Below are 18,445 nucleotides of genomic sequence, written 5' to 3' on the forward strand. Positions count from 1 at the left end.
AAAAACGAAACATGGTAAAACTCGAAACCGTAACAAACAGGTGGCTGATTTAAATTTTTACCCAAAGGCACCTCAAACTCAAGCTTTTCATGGGAGATTGAGTGTCATTTTGGGGTCAATGAATCATATTTCGCTAGATAGTTTCAAAAAACGTTAAAATGGTGGCGTTCAACGCGCAGTGCAGCCTGCTCCAGAACCGTTTCCAAATCCCTGTGGGGCGGCGTGGATTCATCCGGCAACCGAATCCGCTTGCCAGACTGCAGCACCAGCGACGCGCGCACTGAAAAGTCCCAACGCGTGTCTAGCCTAACGTAGTCTATATCAGCCAAAGCGACCTGCCCCTCGCGATTGCCCGAGAACCACCGTATCCCGTCATGGTCTAGGGAGATCCCAGCACGGGTGCCGCGCGCAATGTCCCAAAGCGCGGGTAGAGTGGCCAGCGCCAGCAAGCCAATCAACCACCAAGCTGCATCGAACAGGATGATTAGCGCGATCAGAGCCGCGTAGACGAAAACCAGTATCAGAACTGTACGCGGCGTCCGATTGTGGCGCGTATAGCTGTACGGGGTCATGCGTTGAGAATGCGTGACACCATTTCCGTGGTATCTCGTGACAGATTTGGCGTTTCAGCGATCCGGGTCAGTTGTGTCCGGATCAGATCCTGCCTGTCCGCGTCATAGCGTTTCCACGTCTGAAAGGCCGAACACATCCGCGCCGTGGTCTGCGGGTTCACAGGATCCAGTTGGATTAGCCAATCGGCCAATAGCGCATAACCGGCCCCGTCCGCGCGATGGAAACCGGCATGGTTCATCGCAAGTGTCCCCATCACTGCACGGAACCTGTTAGGGTTTTTCCAATTGAAATCAGCGTGTTCGGTTAGGGTGCGAGCCGTGTCCGCTGTGACCTGGGGTGAAAACATCGAGACTTGCAGACCAAACCACTTATCCATCACCAAACGATCATGCCGCCACTGGTCATAGAAGGCGGACAGTTCAGCTTGCCCTTTCCCTGCACGGAGCAGGCAGGACAGGGCAGTCAGCTGCAGGGTCATGTTGTCGGCGGAGGCATATTCCTCGGCTGCTTTGGCACCGCCATCCAGCCGAGATGTCAGAGACAATGCCGCGCCGCCAAGTGCGCGTTTGCCCGCCTGCTCAGCATCCGGTCTGAACGGAGCTTCGATCAGCGCTTCGCTGTGCAATCTGGGCAGCAGATCCTGAACATGCTGCGCCGTGGCTTGCCGCAGAGTCTCGACCGCGGTCCAGATTGCCATAGGATCGGGGGTGTCGCCGCCGTCAAACAGGGCCGCAGCAAGTTCGGATTGCGTTGGAAGGCCAAGCATCAACGAACGATAAGCCGGATCCAATTCGGCGTCGCGCAGTACGGCCAGAATACCGTCCAGATAGTCGGTGCTGGGCGATTTGTCTTCACGGATCATGCGCAGCAGCGTGTCTTGCGCCAAAGATCGCCCGGCCTGCGAACGGTTGAACGGATCGGTATCGTGGGCCAGCAGGAACGCGCGTTCTGCGTCCGTCTGATCGTGCTCGAGAATGACCGGAGCCGAGAAATCGCGCAGGATTGAAGCCACAGGTTTGGCGGAAAGATCGGAGAACTCGAAGCTCTGTTCTGCTTCAGTCAACTCCAGTACTTCGGTCGCACGCACCTCATCCCCGTTTGGTCCCAACAGACCGACGGCCACCGGGATCACCTGCGGAAGTTTTTCAGGTTGGCCGGGGGTTGGTTCGGTACGTTGTGAAAGGGTTAGGGTGTAGGTGCCGTCTTGCCAATCTTCGGAAACCGATACGCGCGGTGTACCAGACTGGCTGTACCAGCGTTTGAATTGGGTCAGATCGCGGTCTGTCGTATCCTCGAACACCTTGATCCAGTCTTCGATGGTGCAAGCTTGCCCGTCGTGGCGCTCGAAATACAGATCCAGCGCCTTGGAGTAGGCCTCATCTCCGACCAGCCGCTTGAGCATGCCGATTACTTCGGCGCCTTTTTCATAAACTGTGGCGGTGTAGAAGTTGTTGATTTCCTGAAAACTCTCGGGCCGGACTGGGTGTGACAACGGCCCATTGTCTTCGGGGAACTGCCGCGCACGCAGGTCGATGGCGTCTTGGATACGTTTCACCGGTGCCGAGCGCATGTCCGAAGTGAACTGCGCATCGCGGAACACCGTCAGACCTTCCTTAAGGCACAACTGGAACCAATCGCGGCAGGTGATGCGGTTGCCGGTCCAGTTGTGAAAATATTCGTGCGCGATGATCGCCTCGATTCGTTCGAAATTGGCGTCGGTCGATGTTTCGGGGCTGGCCAGAACAGCAGAGGAGTTAAAGATGTTGAGGCCCTTGTTCTCCATCGCGCCCATGTTGAAATCGTCCACCGCCACGATGTTGAACACGTCTAGATCGTATTCACGGCCGTAGACGTCTTCGTCCCATTTCATCGACTTTTTAAGAGCTTCCATGCCGAAAGCACATTTACCCTCGTCACCGGGACGAACCCAAAGGTTCAGCTCAACATCGCGGCCCGACAAGGTGGTGAACTGGTCAGGATGGGCGACCAGATCGCCTGCGACCAGCGCGAACAGATAGGCGGGTTTGGGCCAGGGATCGGTCCATTCCGCCCAGCCTTCGCCTTCGCCCGTAGGGTTGCCGTTGGACAGCAGAACGGGGAGGTCGCCATTGATACGCACGGTGAAGGTGGACATCACGTCGGGACGGTCAGGGTAATAAGTGATCTTGCGGAACCCTTCGGCCTCGCATTGGGTGCAGTACATGCCATTCGACATATAGAGCCCCTCAAGGGCAGTGTTGTTGCCGGGATCGATTTCGACCACGGCTTCCCAGATGAAGGGCGCGCTGGGAACATCTGCGGTCAGGCCCTTGTTGGTGACTTCGGGTGTGATCTCGAGCCCGTCGATGACCGCGCGGATCAGGGTCAATTCTTCACCGTGCAAGAAAAATGTATGGTCCGTGGCATCGGGGTTCGGGCGGAAAGCAATGCGTGAGGTTACGCGGGTGGCGTGATCGGCCAGATCAAAGGTCAGGTGCACGCTATCCACGAGATAGCCAAAGGGCGTGTAGTCTTTCAGGTAGATCGTGGTAGGGGCAGCGTCGCGCATCGGGGGCCTCGTAACGGTAGATGTCTGGCGCGACGTTATGGGGTGCAGCGCCGGCCTGCAAGCAGGGGCGCGGCATCGGGTACGTGATGATTTCCGTTGTGGCGCGTGGATTGGCAGTGAAATGAGCCAAGAAGAGTTGCCTATCGGAAACAACCACCCTAATTGGATGCTGCATACAGTGGCGTACAATGCGGGAGATGTCGAAAATGAGCAGCAGAGAAACCCGGAACGGCTTGCAGATTGCCGTTGAACTGGCGGATTTCATCGAGAATCAGGCGCTGCCGGGAACGGGCGTTTCGTCCCAAACCTTCTGGTCAGGCCTGTCCCGCATGGTCGAGGAACTGGGACCAAAGAACAAAGCTCTGCTAGCCAAACGCACTGAGATACAGGGCCAGGTTGACGGTTGGCATCTGGCCAACAAGGGTCAGGACCATGACGCTGCCGCTTATCAGGTTTTCCTGCGCGAGATCGGCTACCTTGTCGAAGCAGGCGAGGCGTTCCAGATTGAAACCGCCAATGTCGACCCTGAGATTGCGCTGACTCCCGGCCCACAGTTGGTGGTGCCGATCACAAACGCCCGCTTTGCATTGAACGCCGCCAATGCACGCTGGGGCAGCCTGTATGACGCGCTCTACGGCACCGATGCGATGGGTGATCTGCCCCCGGCAGGCGCGTATAACACTGAGCGCGGCGCACGCGTGATCGCTTGGGCCAAAGCATTTCTGGACGACACCGCGCCGTTGGCCGAGGGGTCGTGGGCGGACGTCACCGGCCTGAGCGTCGAAGGCGATGCAATGGTTCCGGCTTTGGCTGATCCCACGGGCTTCGTTGGTTTTGGTGGCGCGGCGGAAAAGCCGGAGTTTGTACTGCTGAAGAATAACGGTCTGCATGTGCAGATCATGATCGACCCAAGCAGCAATATTGGGTCCTCCGATCCGGCTGGCATCGCGGATGTCCGGCTGGAGTCGGCGCTGTCCACGATCATGGACTGCGAAGACTCGGTCGCTTGCGTCGACGCAGCCGACAAGGTCATAGCTTACGGCAACTGGCTGGGTCTTATGAAAGGCGACCTGACGGAAGAGGTTTCCAAAGGCGGCAAGACCTTCACCCGCAAGCTGGCAGGCGACGTGGCATACACCACCGCTGGCGGAGAGCAGGCCACGTTGAAAGGCCGCTCGCTGATGCTGGTGCGGAACGTGGGCCACCTGATGACCAACCCCGCCGTTCTGGACGGCGACGGCAATGAGATCGGCGAGGGCCTTATGGATGCGCTCTGCACCACGCTGATCGCCATTCATGACCTGAAGCGCGAGGGCGGCAACTCGGTCGAAGGCTCGGTCTATGTGGTGAAGCCCAAGATGCACGGGCCGGAAGAGGTCGCCTTCGCGGTTGAAATCTTTGACATGGTTGAAGACATCCTCGGCCTGCCGCGCAACACCGTGAAGCTGGGCATCATGGATGAGGAGCGCCGCACCTCGGCGAACCTCAAGGAGTGTATCCGTGCCGCGAAATCGCGTGTGGCCTTTATCAACACCGGGTTCCTGGATCGGACGGGGGATGAGATTCATACCTCGATGGAGGCAGGTCCGATGTTGCCGAAGGGTGACATCAAGAACACGCCGTGGATTGCGTCCTACGAGGACCGCAACGTTGATATCGGTCTGGCCTGCGGCCTGAAGGGCAAGGCGCAGATCGGTAAAGGCATGTGGGCCATGCCCGACCGGATGGGCGATATGCTGGAGGCCAAGATCGGCCACCCGCAATCGGGTGCCACCTGCGCCTGGGTGCCGTCGCCGACCGCCGCGACCCTGCACGCCACGCATTATCACAAAGTCAATGTGCTGGACCGTCAGGACGAAATTGCCGCCGGTGGCGCACGTGGCACGCTTGAGGACCTGCTGACCGTTCCGCTGCTGGGCGGCCGTAACCTGAGCGACGAAGAAATCACCCGCGAGATTGAGAACAACGCGCAGGGTATTCTGGGCTACGTGGTTCGCTGGGTCGATCAGGGCGTGGGTTGTTCGAAAGTGCCGGATATCAATGATATTGGCCTGATGGAGGACCGCGCGACCTGCCGGATTTCCAGTCAGGCGTTGGCCAATTGGCTGCACCATGATGTGGTGAGCGAAGAGCAGGTGATGGCCGCGATGCAGAAAATGGCCGCGGTGGTCGACCGTCAGAACGCGGACGATGCGGCCTATATTCCGATGGCGCCGGGCTTTGACGGTGTTTCCTTCCAAGCCGCTTGCGATCTGGTTTTTAAAGGCCGACTGCAGCCTTCGGGCTATACAGAGCCGGTCTTGCACGCGCGGCGCCTAGAATTCAAAGCCGCTTAAGCATAAATCATCACTACGGGCGGAGGGTACAAACCCTCCGCCCTTTTACACTCAAGCAAGCAAGGACATATCATGGCGGTTTCTCTGCGTAAGGCCCGGACGATCATTCGCAAAACGCTGGAAAAAGGGCGAGAACTGGAACTGAAGCCGTTGTCAGTCGTCGTGCTGGACGCCGGTGGCCACGTTATCGCGTTCGAGCGTGAAGATGGCGCGGCTCCGGGTCGGTTTTCAATCGCGCATGGTAAGGCGTATGGCTCGGTCATGCTTGGTATGGCGGGCACTGCCCAGATGCAGCGTGCGGAGGGCCAGGCTTATTTCATGGCTGCGGTGAACGGTGTCTATGGCGGGCAAGTCGTGCCAGTTCCAGGCGGAATTCTATTGCGGGATCGGAAGGGTTCGGTTGTCGGTGCGATCGGCGTGACAGGTGATACTTCGGACAACGATGCGGTCGCAGGTATGGCTGGTATCGAAGCAGCAGGCCTGATCGGCGAGATCTGACCCTGCCATTTCATTAAACGGCCGTTCTCGCCGTATTGCGGGAAAATTTCCCGTTGATATGAGCTTTGCGGGGATGTTGTTTCGAGTTTTTCGGGGAATCTGGGGCTTTATGTGCGCAGCTGAACACGTCCTTGCGCTGTCATGCAGGGCGTGTTCTGTTGCACGTTTCTTCTGCTGCGGATAGCTTTCTTGTTAATCAAAGAAACAGCAAGGAAAGCGGAATGTCTCGACCTGTCGTCGGTATCATCGGCAACTCTTATCTCATGAACGATGAGTATCCGACCCATGCGGGTGGAACGATGAACTCTGAAGCCGTGGCAAATGTTTCACATTGTTTGCCTCTGCTTATTCCCGCCGACCCTCGCTATGTAACTGTCGAGGAATTGTTAGAGGTGTGCGACGGTTTCCTGCTGACCGGCGGGCGCCCGAATGTTCACCCTGAGGAATATGGCGAAGACGCCACCGATGCGCATGGCGAGTTCGACCGGGCGCGTGACGCGATCACCCTGCCTCTGGTCCGGGCCTGCGTTGAACGGGGGCAGCCATTCATGGGAATCTGTCGGGGGTTCCAAGAAGTCAACGTGGCGATGGGCGGAACGCTCTATCCCGAAATCCGCGATTTGCCGGGGCGGATGAACCACCGGATGCCGCCGGATGGCACATTGGAAGAGAAATTTGCTCTGCGCCATGTGGTGACACTGAATGAAGGGGGCGTGTTCCACAATCTGTTCGGAGCACCCGAGGTGATGACTAACACGCTTCACGGTCAGGGCATTAAGACCATCGGGCAACGGGTTGTTATCGAAGGGCACGCGCCAGATGGCACACCCGAGGCGATCTATATCAAGGATGCCCCCGGATTTACTTTGTCCGTGCAGTGGCACCCGGAATGGGATGCGATCAATGACCCGGTCTCTCGGCCGCTTTTCGAGGCGTTCGGCGCGGCCGTCCGCGCATGGGCAACAGGATCGGATGCCGGATTGATTCAGCAAACGGCGTGAATTTCGCGCCGGCCCGTAAGAGAGGGACCGGACCGGCGCAACGCGATCAGACCAGAAGGTTGAACTGACTGACCAGCGGTAGGGTGCGGGCGCGTTTTCCGGTCAGGTCAAACAGCGCATTGCCAAGTGCGGGCATGGATGGTGGCGTGCCGGGCTCACCCGCGCCACCCATATGACGGTTGGTTTCCAGCACGCGGACTTCGACCTGTGGCGCTGTGTGCATACGCAGCGCGTCATAGTCGGGAAAGTTGAACTGCTCGACCTCGCCCTCGGCAAAGGTGATCTCGCCGTAGCAGGCTGCAGACAGACCGTACATCATGCCGCCGAACATCTGTGCCTTGACGTTTTCGGGGTCTAGCGCCAGCCCCATATCGCAGGCGATCCAAGCCTTGTTGATGCGGATGGTGCCGTCTTCGTCGACCACTTCGATCACCTGAGCGACCGGAGTACCGAAGCTGTAGGTAAAGGCCACGCCGCGCCCAACACCGTCGGGTGTCTGACCTGTCCAGCCCGACATCTCTTTCACAGCTTCAAGGCAACCTGCGGAGGGCGCGTGCTCGTTCTTCATCAACTCCAGCCGAAATTCCAGCGGGTCGCGACCAGCGGCATGGGCCATCTCATCCATGAAGGTCTCGTGGAAGAACCCATTGTGGCTGTTGCCGACTGAGCGCCAGAACCCGACGGGGACGTCGAGCTTGGCGATGTGGCCGCTCATCCGGTAATTCGGCACCGCGTAAGGCTGGTTGAAAAAGCCTTCGACCAACACCTTGTCCGGCCCGGCTCCGGGCATGCCAGTGTAACGCGTCACCGCTTGCTGGGTGCAAGACTGGGCGGCAACTTTACCGTCGATCAGAACCGCTTTGCCGTCCTGAACCGCGCCGCGCATCCGGGCTATGGCGCCGGGGCGGAAGTAGTCATGGCGCATGTCTTCTTCGCGGCTCCATGTGGTCTGAACCGGAGTGCCAGGCATGGCCATGGCGACCTTGGTGGCGATCTCGCCGAAGTCCAGTTCTCCCCGGCGGCCAAAGCCACCGCCAAGATAGGTGGTGTGGATTTGCACCGCTTCAGTATCAAGATTGGCCGTGTTGGCCGCGCGGAAGCGGATCAGCGTCGGGGCTTGGTTGCCGCACCACAGTTCCAACGCATTGCCGGTATATAGCGCGGTGGCGTTCATCGGCTCCATCGTGGCATGGGCCAAATAGGGCACTTGGTACTCTGCGGCAATCTCGGTTGCGCCTACGGGTGTGATGCTGACATTGCCATCGTCGCGCATGGTCGAATTCGGAGCGTCGCCGAACGCCTCGGCAATCTTAGCAAAGATACCATCGGTCTCCGGTGGGTAGGGGGCATCGCCCCAGTCTACGTCGATGGCCTCAACGGCCTGATTGGCGAGCCATGTGTTATTGGCGATGACCGCAACGCCGGTGCCCAGATCGACGATTTTCTCCACTCCGGGCATGGTTTTCGCGGCGCTGTCATCAAAGCCGTTCATTGCACCACCCAACTTGGGATTCATGCGCACGGCCGCGAATTTCATGCCGGGCAGGCGGACGTCAACGCCGAACTCGGCAGTGCCGGTTGCCTTTTCGACCATGTCCAGACGCGGTTGGGTCTGGCCCAGATAGCGCCACTCGGATGGATCGCGCAGGGGAACGTCGACCGGCTCAAGCTCTGCCGCATCAACAGCCAGATCTGAATAGGCGATCTTGTCGCCATTTGGCGCGATCACATGTCCCGAGGCGGTTTTCAGTTCAGACGGATCAACACCCAAACGGCTGGCTGCCGCGCGCTTCAGCGTCTCACGCGCCGAGGCTCCGGCCTGGCGCATCCGCTCGAACCCGTCTTTCATCGAGGTCGATCCACCGGTGACCTGTAGGCTAAGTGCTTTGCCAAGCACACCCAATGCCTCGCCCAAATTGTGTTGGAAGTCAGAGATATCGTACCCCTTGTTGGGCAGGCTCTCTCCCATCAGGGCCGAGTTGTAATAGGCCGCTGCCGCCGGGCCGTGCAGAACGGTGATCTGATCCAAATCCACGTCCAGTTCCTCGGCAATCAGCGCGGCCCATGTGGTTTTGACACCCTGGCCCATCTCGGCGCGAGGCGCGAAAAGGGTGACGCCGTTCTGGTCGATCAGAACAAACGGGTTCAGCGCCGCCTGACCCTCGCCGGGTTTCAACGGGTTCGCGGCAGGACGGCTCACATAGTAGGCGCCGAACGCCACACCGCCCACAATTGCAGCCGAGCCGATCAAGAAAGTACGGCGCAGGATTTTTCCAACAGAAGCCATCGGTCACGCCTCCTTCAGTTTGTCAGCCGCATCATGGATCGCGGCGCGAATACGGGGGTAGGTGCCGCAACGACACAGGTTGCCTTGCATCGCCTCATCAATATCGGCGTCTGAGGGGGTGGGGTTTTCTGCCAGCAGAGCGGCGGCCTGCATGATCTGGCCTGACTGGCAGTAACCACACTGTGCCACCTGATGATCGACCCATGCTTGCTGAAGCGCATTCATCGCATCCGGCGAGCCGATCCCTTCGATCGTTGTGACGTCTCCCCACACATCCGACAGCGCCACTTGGCAGGAGCGCACGGCTTCACCATCAATATGCACGGTGCATGCACCGCAGGCGGCGACTCCGCAGCCGAATTTGGTTCCGGTCAGGCCGACCTCATCCCGCAAAACCCAAAGCAGGGGGACGTCATCGGGCAGGTCAACCTGATGTTGCTTTCCGTTGATCTTAAGGGCGGTCGCCATGGGGACCTCTCGTAGCTGTGGCTGGTTTCTGACATAATTATCGTAAAGTGTCAGTATGTCAATTGACAAAATAAACAAAAAATGTCACGAGTTCAGTTATGACGGAAACAGTTGACGATTCACGGCAAAAGGCGATTCTGAATTCAGCTTTTCAGGCCTTTGCTACTTATGGGTTTCGCAAAACCTCGATGGATGACATTGCGCGCGGGGCGGGAATGTCGCGACCTGCTGTCTATCTGCATTTCAGGAACAAGGAAGCCATCGTCAGCAAACTGACCGAAGCTTACTACGTCGAAAAAAGTGCGGCCGTTGCGGAGGCGCTTGCGACGGCCGGTTCGGTGCCAGAGGTTCTGACCCGCGCAATTCGGGCGCAGACGGAGGGAATGGCGAGAATTTTGGCCTCGCCCCACGGGCTTGAGATGTTGGACAACACCAAGTCCTTGTCCTCAGAAATAATCCGGGAAGGTGAGGCCAGGCTGGCAGGGCTCTATGCCGACTGGCTGGCGCAACAGGAACAGGCTGGACGGGTACGACTGATGGCCGATGCTGCAGAGACGGGGCGGACCATCACTGCCACGTTGAAGGGACTCAAGCTGATTGGCGCAGGGGCTGAAGTCTATGAACAGCAAGTTGCACAGATTGCAGCGTTGATTGGCGCTGGGCTTGAGGTCAGGTAACCCTCTGGCGCACCTTGTATTCTGGTGCATCCCAAAGGCGGTTGCCCATAATGTCGGATAGAATATCGACTGCGCCTTCCACATCCTGTTCGTCGATATAAAGCGGAGTAAATCCGAACCGCATGATATCGGGCGCGCGGAAGTCTCCGATCACACCACGGGCGATCAGGGCCTGCATGGCCGCGTAGCCTTCGGAAAAGCGGAACGAAACCTGACTGCCGCGCTGGTTTGGATCCCGCGGGCTCGCCAGTTCCAACTCGGGGCAGGAGGCTTCGACGCGAGCAATGAACAACTCGGTCAGCTCAATCGATTTTGCGCGCACTTCCGCAATTTCGGCCCTATCCCAGATATCCATCGCGGAGGACAATGCGGTCATCTGAAGGATAGGAGGAGTACCGACCCGCATCCTCTCAATCCCGCTGCCGGGGCGGTAATCCAGATCGAAGGCAAAGGGGGCTTCATGTCCCAGCCAGCCCGACAGGGCGGGGCGGGCGCGATCGGCCAGACGCGGGGCGACATAGATGAAGGCCGGCGCTCCGGGCCCGCCATTGAGGTACTTGTAGGTGCAGCCTACAGCGAAATCGGCGTTGCAACCCGACAGGTCCACCGGAATCGCGCCTGCCGAATGAGCCAGATCCCAAACGGTGACGGTGCCATTGGAGTGCGCGAGTTTAGTCAGCGCTTTCATATCGTGCAGACGACCGCTGCGATAGTCGACCTCGGTCAGCATCAGTACGGCAACATCCTCGGTTATGTGAGAGGCGACGTCTTCCGGTGCTACCACGCGTAATTCATATTCCGGCCCCAGCGAACGAAGCAGCCCATCCACCATATACAGATCGGACGGAAAGTTGCCGCTGTCCGACAGGACAACCTTGCGGTTCGGGCAAAGTTCCAAGGCGGAAGCGACGGCCTGATACACTTTGATTGAAAGGGTGTCGCCGGTCACGACGGTTCCGGGCTCGGCCCCGATCAGACGCCCAATCCGATCCCCCAGCCCGGTCGGAAGCGCCATCCAGCCGGCCTTGTTCCAGCCGGTGATCAGCATTTGACCCCACTCTTTGGCCATCATCTCACCCACCCGGTTGCCTGCAGCCCGTGGCAGGGGGCCCAGAGAATTCCCGTCCAGATAGATAACGCCTTCGGGCAGATCGAACATGGCTTTGGTTGCGGCAAAGTCGGTCATGTGTGGCTCACTACCTTGTGTTGTGTTCCGGTGGTTTCATTCGGCCTACCCGATCCAAATTTCTGTGTCCATTGATGCGACATACTGAACTTTTGCCAATTCGGTTCGAAAGCGGTAGGACATCGATCAGAAACGACATGTCCATGTGTGTCGTCAGTTGCGAGGAAAACGCATGCGCCGGATCGACATACCGCCCGTATGGCTTGTCGGATTTGCACTGCTGGCATGGCTGCAGGCACGACATTTTCCTCTGGGTCTGTCACTGGACAGCGGTTTGACTGACCTGCTGAGCGGAATTCTGATCGGGGGCGGAATTTTGGTTGCGATTCTGGCGATCGTCGAGTTTCGCCGTCACAAAACAACCGTCATCCCGCATGAAACACCTTCGGCGCTGGTGCAGTCGGGTATCTACACGCGCAGCCGCAACCCGATCTATGTGGGCGATGTTCTGATACTGGCAGGATTGATATTGCGGTTCGACGCCGTGCTTTCTCTGGTCCTTGTTCCAATCTTCGTCTGGGTGCTGGAACGCCGCTTCATACTGCCCGAAGAAGACCGGCTGCGCCGTACATTCCGTGCCGATTTCGCCCGTTATGAACGCAAGACGCGCAGGTGGGTTTAAGATGCGCGCACCAATGACACCACGTAATAAATGCTGCACTTGCGAAATAATGTTGCGCAAGATACATGTTTGCTTAACGAACATAACCGACCAGCGCTCTTATTGAGCGAGAAATAGGGGGACTGCCAGTGAAGATAGGCACACCGAGAGAGATATTGGACGGAGAGAACCGGGTTGCGATGACGCCGGACTCTGCTGTGCAATTGCAGAAACTGGGCTATGACTGCGCCATCGAAAAAGGGGCGGGTGCTGCTGCCGGTTTTTCGGATGCGGCCTATGAGGCTGCCGGTGTTGAGGTGGTCAAGACCGCAGCGGCGCTGTGGAAGGCGGCCGATATCGTTGCCAAGGTGCGGCAACCCACCGAGGCCGAGCTGAAGCGTCTGACTAAGGGCAAGACGCTGATTTCCTTCTTCAACCCTGCGGGCAACGAAGAGGGGATGGAGGCTGCCAAGTCCAAGGGCGCGAATGTCATCGCAATGGAAATGGTGCCACGGATTTCCCGGGCACAGAAGATGGATGCGTTGAGCTCGATGGCCAACATTGCCGGTTACCGCGCAGTGATCGAGGCGGGCAACAACTTTGGCCGGTTCTTCACTGGCCAAGTGACGGCGGCCGGTAAGGTGCCACCTGCCAAGGTGCTGATTGTCGGTGCCGGTGTGGCCGGTCTGGCGGCGATCGGGACCTCGACCTCGCTGGGTGCGATCACCTATGCGTTCGACGTGCGCCCCGAAGTCGCCGAGCAGGTCGAGTCCATGGGCGCCGAGTTCGTCTATCTGGACTTCGAGGAAGACCAGCAGGACGGCGCGGCCACTGGCGGCTATGCGTCGGTTCAGTCTGAGGAGTTCCGCGAAGCGCAGCTGGCCAAGTTCCGCGAACTGGCGCCGGAGATGGACATCGTCATCACCACGGCGCTGATCCCGAACCGCGAAGCGCCCGAGCTGTGGACCAAGGATATGGTCGAGGCGATGAAGCCGGGCTCGGTCATTGTAGACCTGGCGGCGGAAAAGGGCGGCAACTGCAAGCTGACAGTGGCGGATGAGAAGATCGTGACCGACAATGGCGTGACCATCATCGGCTATACCGACTTCCCCAGCCGGATGGCGGCGCAGTCCTCGTCTCTGTACGCGACCAACATCCGTCACATGATGACCGACCTGACGCCCGAGAAGGACGGTCAGATCAATCACGACATGGAAGATGACGTGATCCGCGGCGCAACCGTGACCCATGAGGGTGAGATCACCTTCCCGCCGCCACCGCCCAAGGTGCAGGCGATCGCGGCGCAGAAAAAGCCCGAGGTCAAGGAACTGACCCCGGAAGAGAAAAAGGCGCAAGAGATTGCAGCCTTCAAAGCGCAGACCAAACAGCAGTTTACCCTTCTGGGTGTCGGTGGCGCGCTGATGTTGTTGGTGGGGCTGATTGCTCCGGCCAGCTTCATGCAGCACTTCATCGTCTTCGTGCTGGCCATCTTTGTGGGCTTCCAGGTGATCTGGAACGTCTCGCACAGCCTGCACACGCCGCTGATGGCGATCACCAACGCGATCTCGTCGATCATCATCGTTGGGGCCTTGATGCAGATCGGATCGGGGTCGTTCCTCGTCATTCTGCTGGCGGCGCTGTCCGTCTTCATGGCCGGGATCAACATCTTCGGCGGCTTCCTCGTAACCCGGCGCATGCTCGCCATGTTCCAGAAATCTTAAGGAGGCCGGGCACATGGAATTTGGCTTCACCACTGCCGCCTATGTCGTTGCGGCTGTTCTGTTCATCCTTTCGCTCGGCGGTTTGTCGAACCAGGAAAGCGCCAAGCGCGCCGTCTGGTACGGTATCGTCGGTATGGCGCTGGCGGTTTTTGCCACGCTGGTTGGCCCCGGGTCTGGCCTGTGGCTGCTGTCGCTGCTGCTGATCGCCGGTGGCGGTTTCATTGGCCAGTATGTTGCACAGCGCGTGCAGATGACCGAGATGCCGCAACTGGTGGCCGCGATGCACTCGCTGGTCGGTCTGGCGGCTGTGTTCGTGGGCTTCAACGCGCATTTCGAAGTTCTGAACGTCGCCGAAGTAATGGCCGTTGCAGATGCCTCGAAAGAGGTGCTGTACACCGGTCTCGGTGGGTTTGGGCAGTTGATCGCCAAGAAAACTCCGGCGGAACTGTCGATCCTGCATGTGGAACTGTTCCTGGGCGTCTTCATCGGTGCGATCACCTTTACCGGCTCGGTCGTGGCCTATGGCAAGCTGGCGGGCAAGGTGACCTCTGCCGCAACCAAGCTGCCCGGCGGCCATGCGCTGAACGCGGGTGCTGCAGCTTTGTCGTTCATCTGTCTGATCTGGTACACCAGCTCGGGCGGTTTCTTCCCGCTGTTCTTGATGACGCTGGCGGCACTGTTCATCGGCTATCACCTGATCATGGGTATCGGTGGCGCCGACATGCCGGTGGTTGTGTCGATGCTGAACAGCTACTCGGGCTGGGCTGCTGCTGCTATCGGCTTCTCGCTGGGCAACGACCTGCTGATCGTGGTTGGAGCTCTGGTCGGCTCGTCAGGTGCGATCCTGTCTTACATCATGTGTAAGGCGATGAACCGGCATTTTGTCAGCGTGATCCTGGGTGGTTTTGGTGGTCCTCAGGGAGAGCAGATGGCGGTTGAGGGCGAGCAGGTGGCCATCGACGCAGATGGAGTTGCGGCCGCTTTGAACGATGCTGACAGCGTGATCATCATCCCGGGCTACGGGATGGCCGTGGCGCAGGCGCAGCAGTCGGTCAGTGAACTGGTCCGCAAACTGCGTGCCAAGGGCAAAGAGGTGCGCTTTGCGATCCACCCGGTTGCCGGTCGCCTGCCGGGCCACATGAACGTTCTGCTGGCCGAGGCGAAGGTCCCCTACGACATCGTTCTGGAAATGGACGAGATCAACGACGACTTCCCGGATACGGATGTGGCTATCGTGATCGGGTCGAACGACATCGTGAACCCGGCGGCACAGGAAGATCCTAACAGCCCCATTGCCGGGATGCCGGTTCTGGAATGCTGGAAGGCCAAGCAGGTGTTCGTGTCCAAGCGTGGTCAGGGCACCGGTTATTCGGGCATCGAAAACCCGCTGTTCTTCAAAGAGAACACCCGCATGTTCTACGGCGACGCAAAACAGTCGCTCGACAAGCTGCTGCCCATGATCGACTGAGCGACAGGATAAATGTAACCAAAAGGCGCCCCACCGGGCGCCTTTTTTTGTTTTGCTGTATCCTGCTATTCAGGAGGTGCCCCATGGAGAGAGTGAATGGTATAGGTGGCGTGTTCTTTCGCGCCCGTGACCCAAAGGCGTTGAGCGCGTGGTACGAAGAACACTTGGGCGTCATCCACTTCGACCGCGCGCCTTGGATGCAGCGCGAGGGGCATACGGTCTTTGCCCCTTTTGCACAGGATACTGCGTATTTCGGACGGCCCGAACAGCAGTGGATGATCAATTTCCGAGTGGATGATCTGGCGGCGTTAATCTCTCAACTTGAGGCCGCCGGGATCGCCGTGGAAACCAATCCCGAATGGGATAGCGAGGTCGGCAAGTTCGCCCGCATTCACGACCCCGAGGGCAATCCCATCGAACTGTGGCAGCCAAATCAATGAGATAGCGGGTTTGTATACCGATGTATCCCTGTAAGTATATGAAATAAAAAGAGAATTGATGTATTTTTGGTGTGTCGTATAGTGCCCCGGACGAAACGGAGCCTATAATGACGCCCATTGACGACCATCCCCTGCGCTATTCACTGGCCAATGAGCTGCATGCACGTCCATTTCCGGTGGCCGATACGCCTTGTACTGTGGTTTTCCTGGCGATCAAAAAACCGGTGGCCGCAGTAGCTCGGGATCGGGATGAGGATCTGGCGCATCTTATCAGCCTGCTGGATCGCCACGGCGCTCAGCATCCGCAGCCTCAGGCCACGCACTATGCTGGGCAAATTGGGCGCCATTGGCTGAAGTGGGAACAACACACGGAGTTTGTAACCTATACGGCGATTACCCAGAACGTCAGCGACCGCCCGTTCAACCCAGCGGATTTTGAGGTCTTCCCTCCTGATTGGCTGATGGCCAGCCCAGGTCAGCGTGTTACCTCAGCTATGATCCGTGTGATCGAGCGGCAAGAGGATGACGTGATCAGGTCTTCTCTGGGGGATTGGTTCGAGCCCGAAAGCCTTGCGGTTGCGCGCGTACTTGACGATTCCGCAATCTGCGCCAGTGATTTCCGCATCGATCCGGCCGGGCATATGCGGTTCGCGCTTTTTGTCACCAAGGGCACCGGGCGGCGCAGGACAGGGCGCGTTATCCAGCGCCTGTGCGAGATCGAGACCTACAAGGCCATGTCTATGCTGGGCTTTGCCCGCGTGAAGCAACTGACCCCCAGGATTGGTGAGCTGGACGGGAAACTGACCGAGCTGATGGGACAGATGACCGACAATGCAGCCCTTCCGGATGAGCTGCTGCCTGATCTGTTGTCTACGTCAACCGAGCTTGAGACCCTCTCAGCGCAATGTTCTTTCCGCTTCGGCGCCACAGGGGCTTATGAGGCGATCGTAAACCAGCGGATTGAGGTCTTGCGAGAAGAGCGGTTTCACGGCGGTCAGAGTTTTGCCGATTTCATGATGCGCCGCTATGACCCGGCCATTCGGACGGTAAAATCGACCGAACGCCGCCTACAGGCGTTGTCTGATAGGGCCATTCGTGCGGGGGAGTTGCTGCGGACCCGCGTGGATGTAGAGCGAAGTGCTCAGAACCAGGCGCTGCTGGAAAGCATGGATCGCCGAGCTGATCTGGCGCTGCGCTTGCAGCATACGGTCGAGGGGCTGTCGGTCGTTGCCATCAGTTATTACGCCGTGTCGCTGGTTGCCTATCTTCTTTACCCGCTTACAAAGGCTGGGATCAGCAAAGGTATGCTGACCGCAGTTGTGACGATCCCGGTCGTCCTGTCAGTTTGGTTCGCTATCCGCCAAATCCGCAAACGCTTGGAATGATCAGCGATTGCCAAACTGCATCAAGGCAGTAGAACAGGGGAGTTTGACGCATTCTGCGAAGGGTTCCCGGTGATTGGACTGTTGGCTGCTTGGCGGGCCGTTTCGGCCATGTTCATCCTGAATGGAGCGCTGTTTGGCATCTGGGCGTCGCGCATCCCCGCTGTACGAGATGGGTTGGACCTGTCGCATGAAGCGTTGGGCTATGGTTTGCTGTTCATGGCAGCGGGGGCCGTGTGCTCATTTCCGGTGACGGGGCGGCTGACTGACCGGTTCGGTGCCGTGACGATCACTCGGGTCATCGCCGTGCTTTACACGTTGTCTCTGATCCTGCTGGCCATGGCTGACGGGTTTTGGGCACTGGCGGCATTCCTGTTCGTGTTCGGTGCCTTTCATGGTTCAATGGATGTCGCCATGAATGCCTGGGCGGCTGAGGTTGAACAGGCCTATGGCAAACCCGTCATGTCTTCGTTCCACGCCATGTGGAGCCTTGGGGCTGGGCTGGGAGCCCTCAGCGGATACGGGGCGGTTCAGATGGGGCTGACGGTGATGCAGCACTTTCTTCTGGCCGGTGGCGTCGTCGTGGCGTTGGCGTTGGCCCTGTCGTGGGTGCGATGGACCTCGCGCCAGGCCGCTTCCAAGGGTGGTGCTGTCTTCGCCTTGCCGTCCGGTGCGCTGATTCTTGTCGGGTTTACAGCATTGTGCGGCGCGTTGGGGGAAGGGGCAGTGGCGGATTGGAGCGCAATCTTCCTGCGCGATGTGACCGAAGCCGCTGAGAGCGTCGCGGCGCTGGGATACGCGGTGTTTTCGGTGACAATGGTTGCTTTTCGATTGGCGGGTGGTTTTGCCATCGCCCGGTTCGGTCCGGTTTCGACCGCACGTTTTGGGGGTATCTGCGCCGCTCTGGGTGTGTTCACTGTGGTTTCCGCAGCCGAAGCAGGATTGGCGCTGGCGGGTTTCGCCCTGATGGGTGTCGGTTATGCCGTGATCATGCCGCTGGCCTTTAGTCGGGCTGCCAGTGATCCGCACGTGCCGCCGGGGCAGGCCATCGCCAGTGTGGCGACATTGGGGTACGGAGGGTTACTGATTGGTCCGCCGCTTATTGGGTTTCTGGCCGAGATGCTTACATTACGCTTGGCGTTCGCGGCTTTGTTGCCTTTGGCCGTCCTGATTGTCCTGTTGTCCGGCGCGCTTAGGCCTGCCTCTTTGGACTGACCTTACGACTATGCCTCTGGGGCCAGAATCCCGGCCAAGAGAGA

The 18,445-nt window shown here is 58.8% G+C and carries 15 protein-coding genes; 10 read left to right on the plus strand and 5 right to left on the minus strand.

The window, feature by feature from the left end:
* Positions 1-143: 143 nt before the first annotated feature.
* On the minus strand, positions 144-572 hold the full coding sequence (locus tag ABLN94_RS04935; RefSeq protein ID WP_352989844.1) for a hypothetical protein: 429 nt from the start codon (positions 570-572) through the stop codon (positions 144-146).
* The gene (gene pepN, locus ABLN94_RS04940) at positions 569-3,121 is read right to left on the minus strand and encodes an aminopeptidase N (RefSeq protein ID WP_352989847.1); all 2,553 of its coding nucleotides are present in this window, start codon (positions 3,119-3,121) and stop codon (positions 569-571) included. The genes ABLN94_RS04935 and pepN overlap by 4 nt, the downstream gene beginning before the upstream one ends.
* A gap of 206 nt (positions 3,122-3,327) precedes the next feature.
* Between pepN and ABLN94_RS04945 the strand changes: the two genes are divergently transcribed.
* The 3 genes from ABLN94_RS04945 (at position 3,328) to ABLN94_RS04955 (ending at position 6,956) form a co-directional block, all read left to right on the plus strand.
* On the plus strand, positions 3,328-5,457 hold the full coding sequence (locus ABLN94_RS04945) for a malate synthase G (protein WP_352989849.1): 2,130 nt from the start codon (positions 3,328-3,330) through the stop codon (positions 5,455-5,457).
* Between the two features lie 72 nt (positions 5,458-5,529).
* Positions 5,530-5,955: a GlcG/HbpS family heme-binding protein gene (locus ABLN94_RS04950; protein WP_352989851.1), complete on the plus strand. Its 426-nt coding sequence runs from the start codon at positions 5,530-5,532 to the stop codon at positions 5,953-5,955.
* Positions 5,956-6,176: 221 nt separating this feature from the next.
* A complete protein-coding gene (locus ABLN94_RS04955; RefSeq protein WP_352989853.1) occupies positions 6,177-6,956 on the plus strand; it encodes a gamma-glutamyl-gamma-aminobutyrate hydrolase family protein in 780 nt (259 codons plus the stop codon).
* Between the two features lie 46 nt (positions 6,957-7,002).
* On the opposite strand, the gene ABLN94_RS04960 is transcribed toward ABLN94_RS04955, so the two are convergent.
* Both ABLN94_RS04960 and ABLN94_RS04965 read right to left on the minus strand, forming a co-directional pair.
* Entirely contained in the window at positions 7,003-9,243 is a 2,241-nt protein-coding gene (locus ABLN94_RS04960) for a xanthine dehydrogenase family protein molybdopterin-binding subunit (protein ID WP_352989856.1), read from the minus strand.
* Between the two features lie 3 nt (positions 9,244-9,246).
* Complete coding sequence (locus ABLN94_RS04965) at positions 9,247-9,711, minus strand: (2Fe-2S)-binding protein (protein ID WP_352989859.1); 465 nt, start codon at positions 9,709-9,711, stop codon at positions 9,247-9,249.
* A gap of 98 nt (positions 9,712-9,809) precedes the next feature.
* Between ABLN94_RS04965 and ABLN94_RS04970 the strand changes: the two genes are divergently transcribed.
* Positions 9,810-10,388 carry a TetR/AcrR family transcriptional regulator gene (locus tag ABLN94_RS04970; RefSeq protein WP_352989862.1) on the plus strand — a complete coding sequence of 193 codons (579 nt, stop codon included), beginning with the start codon at positions 9,810-9,812 and terminating at the stop codon, positions 10,386-10,388.
* Here ABLN94_RS04970 and kynU read toward each other — a convergent pair.
* Entirely contained in the window at positions 10,381-11,574 is a 1,194-nt protein-coding gene (kynU, locus tag ABLN94_RS04975; protein WP_352989864.1) for a kynureninase, read from the minus strand. The two genes, ABLN94_RS04970 and kynU, sit on opposite strands and share 8 nt — an antisense overlap.
* Positions 11,575-11,746: 172 nt before the next feature.
* Between kynU and ABLN94_RS04980 the strand changes: the two genes are divergently transcribed.
* The 6 genes from ABLN94_RS04980 (at position 11,747) to ABLN94_RS05005 (ending at position 18,401) form a co-directional block, all read left to right on the plus strand.
* Complete coding sequence (locus ABLN94_RS04980; RefSeq protein ID WP_170489738.1) at positions 11,747-12,196, plus strand: methyltransferase family protein; 450 nt, start codon at positions 11,747-11,749, stop codon at positions 12,194-12,196.
* Positions 12,197-12,324: 128 nt separating this feature from the next.
* Positions 12,325-13,896 (plus strand): Re/Si-specific NAD(P)(+) transhydrogenase subunit alpha, encoded by a 1,572-nt coding sequence (locus ABLN94_RS04985; RefSeq protein ID WP_352989867.1) that lies wholly within the window; start codon positions 12,325-12,327, stop codon positions 13,894-13,896.
* 13 nt (positions 13,897-13,909) lie between these two features.
* Positions 13,910-15,364 (plus strand): NAD(P)(+) transhydrogenase (Re/Si-specific) subunit beta, encoded by a 1,455-nt coding sequence (locus tag ABLN94_RS04990; protein ID WP_352989869.1) that lies wholly within the window; start codon positions 13,910-13,912, stop codon positions 15,362-15,364.
* A gap of 83 nt (positions 15,365-15,447) precedes the next feature.
* Complete coding sequence (locus ABLN94_RS04995) at positions 15,448-15,804, plus strand: VOC family protein (RefSeq protein ID WP_352989870.1); 357 nt, start codon at positions 15,448-15,450, stop codon at positions 15,802-15,804.
* Between the two features lie 107 nt (positions 15,805-15,911).
* Positions 15,912-17,189 (plus strand): DUF3422 family protein, encoded by a 1,278-nt coding sequence (locus ABLN94_RS05000; RefSeq protein ID WP_352989872.1) that lies wholly within the window; start codon positions 15,912-15,914, stop codon positions 17,187-17,189.
* 69 nt (positions 17,190-17,258) lie between these two features.
* Positions 17,259-18,401, plus strand: a complete 1,143-nt coding sequence (locus ABLN94_RS05005; RefSeq protein ID WP_352989874.1) for an MFS transporter — start codon at positions 17,259-17,261, stop codon at positions 18,399-18,401.
* Positions 18,402-18,445 lie beyond the last annotated feature (44 nt).

The sequence above is a fragment of the Ruegeria sp. SCP11 genome, assembly GCF_040329455.1.
Taxonomy (GTDB): Bacteria; Pseudomonadota; Alphaproteobacteria; order Rhodobacterales; family Rhodobacteraceae; genus Ruegeria; species Ruegeria atlantica_E.